At 71.9% G+C, this 15,070-nt stretch carries 16 protein-coding genes; 8 read left to right on the top strand and 8 right to left on the bottom strand.

Features of this window, described 5'->3' with window-relative positions; translation table 11 throughout:
* Window positions 1-11 precede the first annotated feature (11 nt).
* Window positions 12-1,094, top strand: coding sequence for a Zn-dependent alcohol dehydrogenase (locus ACIQM4_RS31105; RefSeq protein WP_401598410.1), 1,083 nt, complete (start codon window positions 12-14; stop codon window positions 1,092-1,094).
* 31 nt (window positions 1,095-1,125) lie between these two features.
* On the opposite strand, the gene ACIQM4_RS31100 is transcribed toward ACIQM4_RS31105, so the two are convergent.
* From ACIQM4_RS31100 to ACIQM4_RS31090, 3 genes are all read right to left on the bottom strand, one after another.
* Window positions 1,126-2,073 (bottom strand): DMT family transporter, encoded by a 948-nt coding sequence (locus ACIQM4_RS31100; RefSeq protein WP_401598408.1) that lies wholly within the window; start codon window positions 2,071-2,073, stop codon window positions 1,126-1,128.
* A gap of 68 nt (window positions 2,074-2,141) precedes the next feature.
* Window positions 2,142-2,894 carry an ArsR/SmtB family transcription factor gene (locus ACIQM4_RS31095; RefSeq protein WP_401598407.1) on the bottom strand — a complete coding sequence of 251 codons (753 nt, stop codon included), beginning with the start codon at window positions 2,892-2,894 and terminating at the stop codon, window positions 2,142-2,144.
* 14 nt (window positions 2,895-2,908) lie between these two features.
* Window positions 2,909-3,628: a TetR/AcrR family transcriptional regulator gene (locus tag ACIQM4_RS31090; protein ID WP_401598405.1), complete on the bottom strand. Its 720-nt coding sequence runs from the start codon at window positions 3,626-3,628 to the stop codon at window positions 2,909-2,911.
* 113 nt (window positions 3,629-3,741) lie between these two features.
* On the opposite strand from ACIQM4_RS31090, the gene ACIQM4_RS31085 reads away from it, so the two are divergent.
* The 3 genes from ACIQM4_RS31085 to ACIQM4_RS31075 all read left to right on the top strand — a co-directional run bounded on the left by ACIQM4_RS31085 (window position 3,742) and on the right by ACIQM4_RS31075 (window position 6,068).
* Window positions 3,742-4,893, top strand: coding sequence for an acyl-CoA dehydrogenase family protein (locus ACIQM4_RS31085; RefSeq protein ID WP_401598403.1), 1,152 nt, complete (start codon window positions 3,742-3,744; stop codon window positions 4,891-4,893).
* A gap of 119 nt (window positions 4,894-5,012) precedes the next feature.
* Window positions 5,013-5,300 (top strand): YiaA/YiaB family inner membrane protein, encoded by a 288-nt coding sequence (locus ACIQM4_RS31080; protein ID WP_401598402.1) that lies wholly within the window; start codon window positions 5,013-5,015, stop codon window positions 5,298-5,300.
* A gap of 123 nt (window positions 5,301-5,423) precedes the next feature.
* Window positions 5,424-6,068: a TetR/AcrR family transcriptional regulator gene (locus ACIQM4_RS31075; protein WP_401598400.1), complete on the top strand. Its 645-nt coding sequence runs from the start codon at window positions 5,424-5,426 to the stop codon at window positions 6,066-6,068.
* 128 nt (window positions 6,069-6,196) lie between these two features.
* On the opposite strand, the gene ACIQM4_RS31070 is transcribed toward ACIQM4_RS31075, so the two are convergent.
* Window positions 6,197-6,658: a MaoC family dehydratase gene (locus ACIQM4_RS31070; RefSeq protein WP_401598399.1), complete on the bottom strand. Its 462-nt coding sequence runs from the start codon at window positions 6,656-6,658 to the stop codon at window positions 6,197-6,199.
* A 131-nt stretch (window positions 6,659-6,789) separates the two neighbouring features.
* Between ACIQM4_RS31070 and soxR the strand changes: the two genes are divergently transcribed.
* Window positions 6,790-7,254, top strand: coding sequence for a redox-sensitive transcriptional activator SoxR (soxR, locus tag ACIQM4_RS31065; protein ID WP_401598397.1), 465 nt, complete (start codon window positions 6,790-6,792; stop codon window positions 7,252-7,254).
* Window positions 7,255-7,347: 93 nt separating this feature from the next.
* Here the strand turns inward: soxR and ACIQM4_RS31060 are convergent, their stop codons facing one another.
* The 4 genes from ACIQM4_RS31060 to ACIQM4_RS31045 form a co-directional block, all read right to left on the bottom strand.
* Window positions 7,348-8,100 carry a 3-keto-5-aminohexanoate cleavage protein gene (locus tag ACIQM4_RS31060; RefSeq protein ID WP_401598521.1) on the bottom strand — a complete coding sequence of 251 codons (753 nt, stop codon included), beginning with the start codon at window positions 8,098-8,100 and terminating at the stop codon, window positions 7,348-7,350.
* A 153-nt stretch (window positions 8,101-8,253) separates the two neighbouring features.
* Window positions 8,254-8,865, bottom strand: a complete 612-nt coding sequence (locus tag ACIQM4_RS31055; RefSeq protein ID WP_401598395.1) for a hypothetical protein — start codon at window positions 8,863-8,865, stop codon at window positions 8,254-8,256.
* 234 nt (window positions 8,866-9,099) lie between these two features.
* Window positions 9,100-10,353 carry an MFS transporter gene (locus tag ACIQM4_RS31050; RefSeq protein WP_401598519.1) on the bottom strand — a complete coding sequence of 418 codons (1,254 nt, stop codon included), beginning with the start codon at window positions 10,351-10,353 and terminating at the stop codon, window positions 9,100-9,102.
* Between the two features lie 169 nt (window positions 10,354-10,522).
* Window positions 10,523-11,779: an exo-beta-N-acetylmuramidase NamZ domain-containing protein gene (locus ACIQM4_RS31045; protein WP_401598394.1), complete on the bottom strand. Its 1,257-nt coding sequence runs from the start codon at window positions 11,777-11,779 to the stop codon at window positions 10,523-10,525.
* 166 nt (window positions 11,780-11,945) lie between these two features.
* Here ACIQM4_RS31045 and ACIQM4_RS31040 point away from each other — a divergent pair, with 166 nt between their 5' ends.
* From ACIQM4_RS31040 to ACIQM4_RS31030, 3 genes are read left to right on the top strand one after another with little or no spacing between them, the layout of a single operon-like run.
* Window positions 11,946-12,707 (top strand): SDR family oxidoreductase, encoded by a 762-nt coding sequence (locus ACIQM4_RS31040; RefSeq protein WP_401598392.1) that lies wholly within the window; start codon window positions 11,946-11,948, stop codon window positions 12,705-12,707.
* The gene (locus ACIQM4_RS31035) at window positions 12,704-14,377 is read left to right on the top strand and encodes a class I adenylate-forming enzyme family protein (RefSeq protein ID WP_401598390.1); all 1,674 of its coding nucleotides are present in this window, start codon (window positions 12,704-12,706) and stop codon (window positions 14,375-14,377) included. The genes ACIQM4_RS31040 and ACIQM4_RS31035 overlap by 4 nt, the downstream gene beginning before the upstream one ends.
* A gap of 40 nt (window positions 14,378-14,417) precedes the next feature.
* Window positions 14,418-15,011 (top strand): TetR/AcrR family transcriptional regulator, encoded by a 594-nt coding sequence (locus tag ACIQM4_RS31030; RefSeq protein ID WP_401598388.1) that lies wholly within the window; start codon window positions 14,418-14,420, stop codon window positions 15,009-15,011.
* Window positions 15,012-15,070: the final 59 nt, after the last annotated feature.

Here is a 15,070-nt window from a genome sequence, read left to right as displayed (position 1 = left end):
GAGCCCGCCCCATGACCCGCGCCGCCATCCTCCGCGCCCCCCACACCCCCCTCGAAGTCACCGACATCGACCTCCCCGCGCCCGGCCCCGGCCGGCTCCGCGTCCGCCTCGCCGCGGCCGGCGTCTGCCACTCCGACCTCTCCCTCACCAACGGCACCATGGGCGTTCCCGTCCCCGCCGTGCTCGGCCACGAGGGGGCCGGCACCGTCACCGCCGTGGGCGAGGGCGTCACCCGCTTCGCCCCCGGCGACGAGGTCGTCCTCAACTGGGCGCCCTCGTGCGGCAGCTGCCACGCCTGCTCCCTCGGCGAGGTGTGGCTGTGCGCCGACGCCCTCACCGGCGCAGGTGACGTCCACGCCCGTACGACGGCCGACGGCACCGAGCTGCACCCCGGCCTCAACGTCGCCGCCTTCGCCGAGGAGACCGTCGTTGCCGAGAAGTGCGTACTGCCCGCCCCCGCCGGCATCCCCCTCACCGACGCCGCCCTCCTGGGCTGCGCCGTCCTCACCGGTTACGGGGCCGTCCACCACAGTGCCCGCGTCCGCGAGGGTGAGAGCGTCGTCGTGTACGGCGTCGGCGGTGTCGGCCTCGCGGTCCTCCAGTCGGCCCGGATCGCCGGCGCCGCGCAGATCATCGCCGTCGACGTCTCCCCGGCCAAGGAGGAACTGGCCCGCGCCGCCGGGGCCACCGACTACGTCGTGGCGTCCGACACCACCGCCAAGGAGGTCCGCAAGCTCACCGGCGGCCACGGCGCGGACGTCGCGGTCGAGTGCGTGGGCCGCGCCGCCACCATCCGTACCGCCTGGGAGTCCACCCGCAGGGGAGGCCGCACCACCGTCGTCGGTATCGGCGGCAAGGACCAGCAGGTCACCTTCAACGCCCTGGAGATCTTCCACTGGGGCCGCACTCTGACCGGCTGTGTGTACGGCAACAGCGACCCGGCCCGCGACCTCCCGGTCATCGGCGAACACGTCAGGGCCGGCCGTCTCGACCTGGCGTCCATGGTCACCGAGCACATCACCCTGGGGGACATCCCCGCCGCCTTCGACAACATGCTCGCGGGCCGGGGCGGCCGGGCACTGGTGGTCTTCTAGGGACCGGCCGCCCCGCGGGCGCCGCCCGCCGTCAGACCTTCCCGGCGTCCACCGGCGCGGCGCTCGCCCCGGCCCCCGGCACGGCCGGCCGCCGCGCCCTGGACCGGGCGACCGCCACCCCCGCCAGGCACACCACGCCGCCGAGCAGCGTCACCCACCCCGGCACCTCGTCCAGCAGCAGCCACGACATCAGCACGACGATCGCGGGCACCGCATACGTGGTCGCGCCCATCTTTCCGGCGGTCGTGCGCTTCAGCGCGTACGCCCAGGTGGTGAACGCCAGGGCGGTCGGGAAGACGCCCAGGTACACCATGTTGAGGGTGGCGGAGAGCGGCGCGTGCGCCACGTCCCGCACCAGTTGTCCCGCGAACGGCAGGCAGGCGACCGCGCCGATCAGGCAGCCGTACGCCGTCGCCTGGAGCGGCGACGCGTGCCCCAGCGCGGGCTTCTGCGCGACCACGCCGATCGCGTACGTCACCGCCGCGACCAGGCACAGGCCCACACCGAGCAGTGACGTTCCGCCGCCGCCCGACATCGAGACGCCCACGATGGCGGCTCCCGCGAACGACACCACCATCCCGGCGAGCAGCCGGGGCGGCAGGCCCTCCCCGAGGAACCGGTTCGCGAGCAGCGCCATCAGGATCGGCGCCACGTTCACCACCAGGGACGCGGTGCCCGCGTCGACGAGCTGCTCGCCCCAGTTGAGCGCGACCGCGTAGGCGCCGAACCACAGCAGCCCGGAGGCGATGATGCCGGGCCAGGCGGCGCGCGGCGGCAGCCCTTCACGGCGTATCAGCAGGAGCGCCACCAGGACGAGCGAGCCGGACAGCAGACGGCCGAGCGCCAGCGCGCCCGGTGCGTACGACTCACCTGCGCTCCGGATCGAGACGAAGGCCGAGGCCCACAGCACGACGGTGACACCGGCGGCGGCCAGCGCGAGGGGCTCGGAACGGCCCGCGGGGGAGGAGGGGGTGCTCATGCGGTGATGCTAGAGCATCAATACTTCGGCTGTCACCGAAGTATTGATGCGTCGACGCCCAGCAAGTGTCAGCGAAGTATCGATGCTTCGATGCCCAGCAGATCGCCGAGCGCGCGCTCGCCCTGCGGCGTCACCTGCACCGCGCGTTCGCTCCCGATCCGCACGCACCAGTTCTCCGCCAGGGCGTGCCGGCACAGTTCCGCGCCCGCGATGCCCGCGAGATGGCGCTTGCGCTCGGTCCAGTCCAGACACGAACTCGCCATCGGGCGGCGCCCTGTGGCCCGGAGCAGGTGCACGCCGAGGTCGCCGAACCAGTCCAGCCCCTCGTCGGTGAGCGCGAAGGCGCCGGCCGTCAGCAGCAGCCTGCGCCGCTCCATGGCGTCCGTGATCGCGATGCCGAGCCGCCCGGCCAGATGGTCGTAACAGGTGCGGCCCCGCGCCATGGCGGAGCCGGCGCCGGAGGCGCGCAGGGTGTGCGGGTTGTCGCGCCCGGGAAGCGCGTACGCGGCGACGGACTCGACGAACTGTGCGGCGTCCGCGTCCGCCAGTCGTACGTAGCGGTGTCTGCCCTGCCGCTCCTCGGTGAGCAGCCCGGCCGAGATCAGTCTGTTCAGGTGCTCGCTGGCGGTGGAGGCGGCGACACCTGCCTGCCGGGCGAGCTCGCTCGCGGTCCAGGCGCGGCCGTCGAGGAGCGAGAGCAGGAAGACGGCTCGCGTCTCGTCGGCGAGCAGGGACGCGAAGTTGGCCATCCGGAGCCCGGGGGGCGAGTACCTGACCTCGGTGCCGGTGGGAGTGGCCGCGGGGCGGGGAGGATGCGACATGCTCCCAGGGTGCCTTATGAACGCTTCGGCGCGGACCGAACTGTCTCGCGAATCGGCTCACGCTCCGCGCCACCGGCCGGCCTGTCCACCGCCCCGTAGTTCCCCGCCTCGTACTGGCAGCCCAGTCCGTCCAGCAGCGCCCGCAGCCCGGTGCCGAAGGCTCCCTCGTCCACCTTCTCCTGGTGGTCGGCGAGCAGATGGGCCTGGCCGAGGTGCGGGTAGTCCGCCGGGTCGTAGGCCGCCTCGTCGTCCACGAAGCCGCGCGCGAAGGAGCCGAGCGCGGAGCCGGTGATGAAGTAGCGCATCAGGGCGCCGATGTACGTGGCCTGGGCGGGCGGCCAGCCGGCCCGCACCATCGAGCCGAACACGGCGTCCGCGACCTTCAGCCCGGCCGGCCGGCGTCCCGGGCCGCGCGCCAGCACCGGGACGATGTGCGGGTGTTCGGTGAGCGCCGAACGGTACGACAGCGCCCAGTCGCGCAGCGCCGCCCGCCAGTCCCGCGGATCGCCCTCGTCGAACATCGACAGGTCGACCTTGGCGGAGACCGCGTCCGCGACCGCCTCAAGGATCTCGTCCTTGTTGCGGAAGTGGTTGTAGAGGGAGGGCCCGCTGACCCCGAGCTCGGCCGCGAGCCGCCGGGTGGAGACCGCGTCCAGGCCCTCGGAGTCGACGAGTGCGCTCGCGGCCTCGACGATGCGGTCTCTGCTCAGCAAGGGCTTGCGCGGTCGGGCCATGCGGCACATAGTAGGCCCTGACAGCAAGAAACTAGCAGTGCTAATTAATTGGCCGGGCGACGGCGCTCCGGCCGGACGACGGCGCTGCGCGCATGGAAGTGGGGTGGGGGTCCGTGAACCTGGAACTCAGCGAGGAACAGCGCGCGGTCCGGCAGCTCGCCGTGGACTTCGTCGCCCGCGAGATCACCCCGCACGTCATCGAGTGGGACCGTGCCGAGAACGTCGACAGGTCGATCGTGAAGAAGCTCGGCGCACTCGGCTTCCTCGGCCTCACCGTCCCCGAGGAGTACGGCGGCTCCGGCGGGGACCACCTCGCGTACTGCCTCGTCACCGAGGAACTGGGCCGAGGTGACTCGTCGGTGCGCGGCATCGTCTCCGTCTCGCTCGGACTGGTCGCCAAGACGATCGCCGCCTGGGGGAACGAGGAGCAGAAGCAGCGGTGGCTGCCGGGACTCACCTCGGGCGAGGCCGTCGGCTGCTTCGGACTCACCGAGCCCGGCACCGGGTCCGACGCCGGGAACCTGACCACCAGGGCGGTCCGGGACGGCGACGACCACGTCATCAACGGCACCAAGACCTTCATCACCAACGGCACCTGGGCGGACGTCGTCCTCCTCTTCGCCCGGTCCACCGACGCCCCGGGCCACAAGGGCGTGTCCGCCTTCCTCGTCCCCACGGACACCCCGGGCCTCACCCGCCGCGCCATCCACGGCAAGCTCGGTCTGCGTGGCCAGGCCACCGCCGAGCTCGTCCTGGAGGACGTCCGGGTACCGTCCTCCGCGATGCTGGGGCCCGAGGGCAAGGGCTTCTCGGTGGCCATGTCCGCGTTGGCCAAGGGCCGCATGTCGGTCGCGGCGGGCTGCGTCGGCATCGCCCAGGCGGCACTGGACGCGGCGCTCTCGTACGCGGGGGAGCGCGAGCAGTTCGGCAAGACGATCGCCCACCACCAGCTCGTACAGGAACTGCTCACCGACATCGCGGTCGACGTCGACGCGGCCCGCCTGCTGACCTGGCGGGTCGCCGACCTGGTCGACCGGGGCCTGCCCTTCGTCACCGAGGCGTCCAAGGCCAAGCTCTTCGCCTCCGAGGCCGCCGTGCGCGCCGCCAACAACGCACTCCAGGTCTACGGCGGTTACGGATACATCGACGAGTACCCGGCCGGGAAACTCCTGCGCGACGCCCGCGTGATGACCCTCTACGAAGGCACCAGCCAGATCCAGAAGCTGGTCATCGGCCGTGCGCTGACCGGGGTCTCGGCCTTCTGAGGGGACGCTCCCGGCCCGGCAGCCGCCTTGGCGTGGGGGGCGCGGGGAGGTGGGGTCTGAGTACCTGCTGAGTACGCGGACGGATACCGCAGCGGTGTGCGCGGCGTCACCCTGGATCCATGAGCGACACACAGGTCAAGCAGCAGAACTCCGGGGCCTACTACGGTCAGGCCATCCTCTCCTTCGCCGTGGCGCTGGGGGCGGTCACCGTCGGCATCTTCTACCTGGACGCCAGCGGCTGGGTGCGCGCCTTCCTCGCCATCGCCGTGCTCTACCTCACCACCTCCGCCTTCACCCTCGCCAAGGTGATCAGGGACAAGCAGGAGGCCGGACAGATCGTCAGCCGCGTCGACCAGGCCCGGCTGGAGAAGATCCTCGCCGAGCACGACCCCTTCCAGAAGCTCTAGCCGCTGCCCGCCCCGGGGCGGGCCGGCCCCACGGCTCCCACTGCTCCCTCGGCGTACGCTAAGCGCTTGCTCAGCGCCCCGGGGTATGGTGTCCGTCCAGCTGTACGGACGAAGGGGCGCGTGATGGGCACGGCGGAGGCCACGGAGGAAACGCCGGGCGGCGACCCGAACGAGGCGAGCGCCTGGGGCGAGGTCGCCCCCGAGGCGGCCAGGCGGCTGCTCGTCGCCGCCGTCGAGGCCTTCGCCGAGCGGGGCTACCACGCCACCACGACCCGCGACATCGCGGGCCGCGCCGGCATGAGTCCCGCCGCGCTCTACATCCACTACAAGACCAAGGAAGAACTGCTCCACCGGATCAGCCGCATCGGCCACGACAAGGCGCTGCGCATCCTGGAGAGCGCGGCGGACGGTGCCGGCACCGCGGCCGACCGCCTCACGGACGCCGTCGTCACCTTCGTACGGTGGCACGCCGCGCACCACACCACGGCGCGCGTCGTGCAGTACGAGCTGGACGCACTCGGCGACGAGCACCGCGCGGAGATCGTGGAGCTGCGCCGCAGGAGCGACGCGGCGATCCGGCGCATCATCAACGACGGTGTCGAGGCGCACGAGTTCGACGTCCCCGACATCCCCGGCACCACCCTCGCGGTGCTTTCGCTGTGCATCGACGTGGCCCGCTGGTTCAACGTCGAGGGCAGGCGCACCCCGGACGAGGTCGGCGCGCTCTACGCCGACCTCGTACTGCGCATGGTCGCCGCCGGCGCGTAGCCGCGGCCCGGGGAGCGGCGCCCTTGCGGTCCGCCGCCTCGGGCGACCTTTGCGGTCCGCCGCCTCGGGCGACCTTTGCGGTCCGCCGCCTCGGGCGACCTTTGCGGTCCGCCGCCGCGGGCGGGTGGTCAGAAGTAGTAGCGGGAGATCGACTCGGCCACGCACACCGGCTTGTCGCCGCCCTCGCGCTCGACCGTCACCTTCGCCGTGACCTGCACGCCGCCGCCCGCCTCGGTGACCTCCGAGAGCACCGCCGTCGCGCGCAACCGCGAGCCGACCGGCACCGGGGCGGGGAAACGGACCTTGCCCGTCCCGTAGTTGACGCCCATCTTCATGCCTTCGACCTGGAGCACCTGTGGCACGAGCGTCGGCAGCAGCGACAGGGTCAGATAGCCGTGCGCGATCGTTGTCCCGAACGGACCGCCGGCCGCGCGCTCGGGGTCGACGTGGATCCACTGGTGGTCACCGGTCGCGTCGGCGAACAGGTCGATCCGCTTCTGGTCGATCTCCAGCCAGTCGCTGTGGCCCAGCTGTTCGCCGACCCCGGCCCGCAGCTCCTCGGCGGATGTGAAGATCCTCGGCTCAGCCATTCCTCTGCTCCTCTGCTCAAATCTGCTCGGATGCTGCCAAAAAACACTGCTCACATCTCATGTCTAAGCGCTTGCTCAGCATGGTTGGGGTCATGTGTGTCTGTCAACGCGCGCACACTAGGCTTCGCGGGGTGCCGCAGATTCCAGAGAAGATCCACGAGCTCACCGTCGGTCAGCTGTCCGCGCGCAGTGGTGCAGCCGTCTCGGCCCTGCACTTCTACGAGACCAAGGGCCTGATCAGTAGCCGTCGCACCTCCGGCAACCAGCGCCGCTACGAGCGCGACGCGCTGCGCAGGGTCGCTTTCGTCCGCGCCGCGCAGCGGGTCGGCATTCCGCTCGCCACCATCAGGGACGCCCTGTCCGAACTCCCGGAGGAGCGCACTCCGAACCGGGAGGACTGGGCCAGGCTCTCCGAGAACTGGCGCGCCGAACTCGACGCCCGCATCAAACAGTTGGGGCGCCTGCGGGACCACCTCACCGACTGCATCGGGTGCGGCTGCCTCTCGCTGGAGACCTGCGTGCTGTCCAACCCGGACGACGTGGTCGGCGACACGATCAGCGGCTCCCGCCTGATGGGCGAGAAGCGCAGGGGCTGAAGCGGCCCCGGCCCCGGCCGCGACGGCTCCACGCCCGAGGGCGGATCGTCAGAGGTCCACGTCGCCCGGGGCCGGCCCGCTCCGGCCGCGCGGTCACGCCACCTCCACCGGCCACCGGATGTCCTTGGCCGCGCGCACCAGTTGGGCGTTCGAGGCGGCCTGCCGGCCGTCCGGGAGCAGCAGTGTGTCCTCCAGGCCGATCCTGGTGGCCAGGCCGAGCCGCCGCGCCAGTGCGAGCACCGGCCAGGCGCCGCCGTCCTCGCCGTGCAGCAGCATCGGGGCGCCGCACACATCCCCCTCCTTGCCCACCGCGCCCCGGCGGGCGAGGTCCGCCAGGAACTGGAGCGCGGAGTCCTCGGCGGTGAGCGGGTCGGGGTCGGTCACCTCCACGAGGACCCGCAGCGGTCCGGACGACGGCGGGGAGCTGAGGAAGCGCTCCGCCCCGTCCGTGCCCGACCACAGTCCGGCCTCCACCGCGACACCGCGCGCGAGCAGCGCCTCGGCGACCTCCGCGGCGCCCGGCTCGTGCCAGTTCACCGAGGCGTGGTCGGGCAACACCGTCCAGGAGGCGATGCGCTCGATGCGCCGTTTGGGCTCGGGCTCGGTCCAGGCACCGGTCGTCACCCCGACGGGCACGTCCACCGCGTCCCGTATCGCCGTCAGGGTCGTCGCGAGCACCCGCGCCGACAACGTGTCGTCCCCACAGGGGGTCTTGGGGTGCACGTGCACCTCCGCGGCGCCGGCCGCGACCGCGCGGGCGGCGGACTCGGCCATCGCGGCGGGCGACACCGGAACGGCGCCGCCGTCACCGGGGCCGCGCTGACCGTTCAGACAGACCTGTATCAAGGGTTCGACCATGTATTCGATGGTGACAGGCGGCACTGACAATCAGCCAGGCTCCAAGCATTCGCACGGATGTTGCGGACCACCCTCCCGGGGCCCCAGGGGCTCCCCGGGCTCCCACGGGTTCCTAGGGCTCCCACGGACTCCCACCCGTGCTCACGCCACGGACGCCAGTTCCCTGCGCCGTACCCTCTTGGCCTCCGCCAGCGCCTCGGGCGTCAGGACGGGCTGGGGCACCAGGATGCCGCACCCCGCGCACACCGGCCCGAACCACGGTTCATGGATCATGTCCTGCTTCCAGACGGTCCGCCCCGACGCACACACCGGGCAGTGCGTGCCGGGCTCCGACTCCAGTGCGGAGATCAGCCGGCGCAGCACGTCGGCCATCGGCCCCGACGGATGGACCGCCGGATCGTCGCACCACGCGACCCCGAAACCGCCCCAGGTCCGCCGGTGCCAGTCGTCGAAGGAGCCCGGCCGCCGCAGCCCGTCGTGCTTCTCGCGCTTGCGCCGCCGCGCGAACTCCACCTCGTAGGCGAGCCAGACGGCCCGCGCCTCCTCCAGTTCCTCCAGCGCGGCCACCAGCCGCGCCGGGTCGGGCGCCCTGTCCTCCTGGGCGAACCCGTGCCGGGTGCACAGGTGGTCCCACGTCGCCCGGTGCCCGTAAGGGGCGAACCGCTCCAGGCACTTGCGCAGCGAATACCGCCTCAGCGCAAGATCACACCTCGGATCACGAACCTGTCTTGCGAGACTCCGAAAACCGGCCATCGCACTGCCACCTCCGTCGCTGGTACTTCGGCGTCGATGAATGGACGTACGAGTGCCCGTTTCGGCTCCATCGAAAATCCGATGGGCCCCATCAGGGATCGATTGCTCCCGATTCGCACAGAACCCTCCCGTCTCTCCACGTCTTTCCGACGCTCGAACGCCTCACTCGAAGGGGTGAAGGACGGGCCGGAGTGCCCATGCGAAGAGGTGAAGCACGGGAAGGAGCGCCCGTGCTCAGCCCAGCTCCCGCTCCCGCGTCTCCGGCAGTGCCAGTACGCACAGCAGTGACACGACCGCCATCGCGCTCACGTACCAGCCGACCGAGGCCGAACCGAGGCCCGCCTGCAGCCGGGTGGCCACCAGCGGGGCCACGGCGCCACCGAGCACCCCGCCCAGGTTGTACGCCAGGGACGCGCCCGAGTACCGCACCCGGGCGCCGAACAGCTCCGGCAGGTACGCGCCCATCGGCCCGTACACGACGCCCATGCAGAACAGCGCACCGCCGAGCGCCACCGCGATCAGCACCGGCTGGCGGGTGCCCAGCAGCGGGAAGATGACCAGGCCCCACACCACGGCCAGCCCCGAGCCCGCCAGGATCAGCTTGCGCCGGCCGCCCGCGTCCGAGCGCGTCGCCGCGATCCAGGTGCCCGCCGCCAGGAACAGACAGGCCACCATGGACAGCCCGAGCATGGTGTTGCGCGGCACCCCGAGGGTCGTCGTCGCGTACGAGAGGCAGTACGTCGTGGCCGTGTAGAACAGCCCGTACGCGACGATCATGCCGCCCGCGCCGAGCAGCAGCTCCCGCGGGAACTTGCGGAAGACCTCCAGGGTGGGGACCTTGCTGGCCTCCTGCTGCTCCATCACCCGCCGGAACACCGGTGTCTCACTGATCTTCAGCCGTACGAACAGCCCCACCGCGACCAGCAGGAACGACAGCAGGAACGGAATCCGCCACCCCCAGCTCCGGAACGCCGCGTCGTCCAGCGCCGCCGACAGCAGCCAGAAGATCCCGGTCGCGGCGAAGAAGCCGATGGACGGGCCGAGTTGGGGGAACGCCGCATAGAGGCCCCGCCGCCCCTTGGGTGCGTGCTCCACCGCGAGCAGCGCGGCCCCGCCCCACTCGCCGCCGAGGCCGATGCCCTGCAGGAAGCGGAGCAGGACCAGCAGCAGCGGCGCCCAGATGCCCCAACTGCCGTATCCGGGCAGCAGACCCACCAGCGCGGTCGACAGTCCCATCAGCAGCAGCGAGGCGACCAGGACCGACTTGCGGCCCACCCGGTCGCCGAAGTGACCGAAGATCACCGAGCCGAGCGGGCGGGCGGCGAACGCGACGGCATACGTCGAGAAGGACGCGAGCGTCGCGTTGAGCGGTGTGAGGTTCGGGAAGAACGCCTCGTTGAGGACGAGAGCCGCCGCCGTCCCGTAGATGTAGAAGTCGTAGAACTCGATGGCGGTGCCGATGAAACTGGCCACCGCCACCCTGCGCAGCTTCTCCGGACTGTCGGGGGGCGCTTCGGTGGTGGCGGCCGGTGACGCTGTCTTCGTGGTGCGTGGTTCGTCGTTCACGACCGGCAGGTTCTCGGTCGGTGTACGGGGCAGTCAATAGCCGGGACGCGGGGTCCCACCATGTGGGACCCCGCGTCCCGGCACTGCGGCCTCACCGGTACAGCAGGTGCTCGCGCCGCACTCTGCGGAAGGCCGCCAGGTCCGCCTGCCAGGCGCCCACCACCTCGTCCGTCCCCGCCCCCGCGTCGATCATCGTGCGCACCCGGGTGTTCCCGGTGAGCTTGTCGATCCAGTTGTCCGGCCGCCACGCGAAGCCGCTCCAGCTCCGCCTCGCCGTCACCAGGAGGGCGATGCCGGTACGCACCGGGTCGAACGACTCCCGGTCGTGGACGTGCAGTTGGACGCCCCCGATCGTCTTCCCCTGGAACTTGGAGAAGGTCGGGGCGAAGTAGGCCTCCCGCAGCCGCACCCCCGCCAGCCGCTCCGCGTTCGCCGCCTCCGCCCACCGCCGGTCGACGCCCTCGGCGCCCAGCAGTTCGAACGGGGAGGTGGTGCCGCGGCCCTCCGAGAGGTTCGTGCCCTCGAAGAGGCACGTGCCCGAGTACACCAGCGCCGTCCCCGCCGTGGGCATGTTCGGGCTCGGCGGCACCCACGGCAGCCCCGTCGCGTCGAAGAAGTCGGCGCGCCGCCACCCCGTCATCCGCACCACGTCGAGAGGCACCGGCTTCGTCAGGAACTCCGCGTTGAACAGCAGCGCCAGCTCCGCCACCGTCATCCCGTGCGCCTGCGCGATCGGCTCCCGCCCCACGAAGGTCGCGAACGCCCGGTCCAGCACCGGCCCCAGCGCCGTCCGCCCGGTCACCGGATTCGGCCGGTCGAGCACCACGAACCGCTTGCCCGCGAGCGCCGCCGCCACCATGCAGTCGTACAGCGTCCAGATGTACGTGTAGAACCGCGCGCCCGCGTCCTGGATGTCGAAGACGACGGTGTCCACCCCGGAGGCAGTGAAGACGTCGGCGAGCGGCTGTCCGCTCTTGAGGTAGGTGTCGTAGACCGGGAGCCCGGTCGCCGGATCGTCGTACCGCCCCTCGGAGCCGCCCGCCTGCGCGGTGCCCCGGAAGCCGTGCTCGGGCCCGAAGACGGCGGTGAGGTTCACCCGGTCGTCGGCGTGCATCACGTCGACGATGTGCCGGACGTCGGAGGTGACGCCGGTCGGGTTGGTGACGATGCCGACCTTCGCGCCGCTCAGCAGCCGGTAGCCGTCGGCCGCGAGACGGTCGAACCCGGTACGGACCCGGGGGCCTTCGCCGTGGCGCGCCGGGGCAGCCGCGGCGGCCGGGCCGGTGGTGAGCGCCGCGCCCACCGTGCCGCCGCCCGCAGCCAGCAGCCCTCTCCTGGACAAGCTCATCCGCACAACCTCCGTGATCGGCCGGTCTGTCATGTCCGCGCACGCTAGCCCCTGTCCTCCCGGTGCGGAACGGAGCGCGCTGCGGATCATGTGCGTACAACCCTTTCCCCACTCCATACCGACTGGTTAGTCTGCTGAGCAGTCGGCGTGGAGAGGCGGAGCCCAGATGGATTCGGTGCAAGGCGCGGGAGTCGTGGTCACGGGCGCGGGAGGCGGCATCGGGGCCGCGCTCGCCCGGAAGTTCGCGGCCGGCGGCGCGCGGGTCGTGGTCAACGACCTGGACGCGGGGAAGGCCAAGGCGGTCGCCGACGGGATCGGCGCGACCGCCGTGCCGGGAGACGCCTCACGGATCGTGGACGAGGCGCGCGAGGCGCTCGGCGGCGCGATCGACGTGTACTGCGCCAACGCCGGGGTCGGCGGCGGGGGCGACCCGTTCGACGAGGACCTCTGGGAAACCGCCTGGGACGTCAATGTGATGGCCCACGTACGGGCGGCACGCAGCCTGCTGCCCGAGTGGCTGGAGCGGGGCGACGGCCGGTTCGTCTCCACCGTGTCCGCCGCCGGCCTGCTCACCATGATCGGCGCGGCCCCGTACAGCGTCACCAAGCACGGCGCGCTCGCCTTCGCCGAGTGGCTCTCGCTCACCTACCGGCACAGGGGCGTCAAGGTCCACGCGATCTGCCCGCAGGGCGTCCGCACGGACATGCTGACCTCCGCCGGGACGGCGGGCGACCTGGTCCTCGCCCCGACCGCGATCGAACCGGAAGCCGTCGCCGACGCACTCTTCGAAGGCATCGCGGCGGACCGTTTCCTGATCCTGCCGCACCCCGAGGTGGCGGACTACTACACGGCGCGGGCGACGGAACCGGACCGCTGGCTGTCCGGCATGAACCATCTCCAGCAGAAGTGGGAAGGGGCGGGCAAGTGAGTGACTCCCCGCACACGGCTACCAGCTATGCGGCCAAGCCGTGGCTCGCCCAGCTCAGCGAGGCCCAGCTGGCCCCCGTGCACCCGGCGCCGACCCTGGTGCACGCCTTCCGGGAGAGCGTGGCACGCGCCCCCGGCCGCACCGCCCTCGCCTACTTCGACGGAGGGCTGAGCTACGGCGAGACGGAGGCGCTCTCCGACTCGGTGGCCGGGCATCTCGCGGCGAAGGGGCTGCGCCGCGGCGACCGCGTCGCGATCATGCTCCAGAACTCGCCGCACTTCGTCATCGCCCTGCTCGGTGCCTGGAAGGCGGGCGCCACCGTCGTCCCGCTGAACCCGATGTACAAGTCCGCCGAGGTCGGCCACGCCCTCAAGGACGCCGAGGTCACCGCCCTCGTCTGCGCGGACCGGGCCTGGGAGGCCTACCTGCGCGACACGGCCGCCGCCGCCCCCTCGGTACGGATCGTGCTGACGGGCTGCGAGCTCGACCTGCAGAGCACGGACGACGCGCGGGTGCTGAACTTCGAGCGGCTGCCGCGGCCCGCTGACGCCGACGACCTGATCGAGGTCGCCCGCGCCGGACTGGAATCACCCTCCGGGCGGGAACTGGGCCCCACCGACACGGCGTTGATCAGTTACACGTCGGGCACCAGCGGCACACCGAAGGGGGCGATGAACTCCCACGGAAACATCATGGTCAACGCCGAGCGGCAGCGCCGCGGCCACCCCATCGCCGAGGGGTCGTCGTACTTCGCCCTCGCCCCGCTCTTCCACATCACCGGCATGGTCGCCCAGCTGGCCGCCTGCCTGACCAACGCGGGCACCCTCGTCCTCGCCTACCGCTTCCACCCCCAGGTGGTCCTGGACGCCTTCGCCGAGCACCGGCCCGCGTACACCGTCGGCCCCTCGACGGCGTTCATGGCACTGGCGGCCACCCCGGGCGTCACCCGGGAGCACTTCGCGTCCTTCGAGGTGATCTCCTCCGGAGGAGCCCCGCTGCCGCCCGCGCTGGTGGAACAGTTCCGGGCGGCCCTCGGCCCGTACATCCGCAACGGTTACGGGCTCACCGAGTGCACCGCGCCCTGCGCCTCCGTACCGCCGGAGAAGGAGGCGCCCGTCGACCCGGTGTCCGGGACGCTGTCGGTCGGCGTGCCGGGCCCCGACACCCTGGTCCGTATCGTCGACGAGAAGGGCGCGGACGTGCCCTTCGGCGAACAGGGCGAGATAGCGGTGCGCGGCCCGCAGGTCGTCTCCGGCTACTGGCGGCTGCCCGAGGCCACCGCCGAGACCTTCCCCGACGGCGAGCTGCGCACCGGTGACATCGGGTTCATGGACACCGACGGCTGGCTGTACGTCGTCGACCGCAAGAAGGACATGATCAACGCGTCCGGGTTCAAGGTCTGGCCCCGTGAGGTGGAGGACGTCCTCTACAGCCACCCCGAGGTCCGCGAGGCGGCCGTCGTCGGGGTTCCCGACCCCTACCGCGGCGAGAGCGTCAAGGCGTACGTCAGTCTGCGGCCCGGCGCGGGCGTCGGGGCACAGGACCTGATCGGGTACTGCAAGGAGCGGCTGGCCGCGTACAAGTACCCGCGCGAGGTGGAGGTCCTGCCCGAGCTGCCCAAGACGACAAGTGGGAAGATCCTCCGGCGGGAACTGCGTTCCCCGCGGTAGTTCTACGGACATACGACGACAGGCAAGGCAGGTGGCGGCAATGGCCAGAGCGACGGACCCGAGCGGAACCCCCGTTCCCCAGCGGTTGCTGGCCGCCGCCACCCGGCTCTTCGCCGAGCGCGGCTACGACCGCACCTCCGTCCAGGAGATCGTCGAGGCGGCGGGCGTCACCAAGGGCGCCCTCTACCACTACTTCGGCTCCAAGGACGACCTGCTGCACGAGGTGTACGCACGGGTGCTGCGGCTCCAGCAGGAGCGCCTCGACGCGTTCGCCGACGCGGACGCCCCGGTCGAACAGCGGCTGCGGGACGCGGCGGCGGACGTCGTGGTCACCACGATCGAGAACCTCGACGACGCGTCGATCTTCTTCCGCTCGATGCACCACTTGGCCCCGGAGAAGGACAAGCAGGTACGGGCGGAGCGGCGGCGCTACCACGAGAGGTTCCGCGCCCTGGTGGAGGAGGGACAGCAGGCCGGCGTCTTCTCGAAGGCCACCCCCGCCGACCTGGTGGTCGACTACCACTTCGGCTCGGTCCACCACCTGTCGACCTGGTACCGCCCCGGCGGCCCACTGGCTCCGCAGCAGGTCGCGGACCACCTGGCGGACCTGCTGCTGCGCGCCCTGCGACCGTAACCGCCGGACCGGCCCCGCCCGTCCCGAGCCCGGCCCCACGGGGGGTGGCCCCCCGTGGG

Source organism: Streptomyces sp. NPDC091272, assembly GCF_044757485.1.
Lineage (GTDB): Bacteria > Actinomycetota > Actinomycetes > Streptomycetales > Streptomycetaceae > Streptomyces.
The sequence above is the reverse complement of the archived record's forward strand: the minus strand, read 5'-3'. Positions and strand labels throughout refer to the sequence as shown.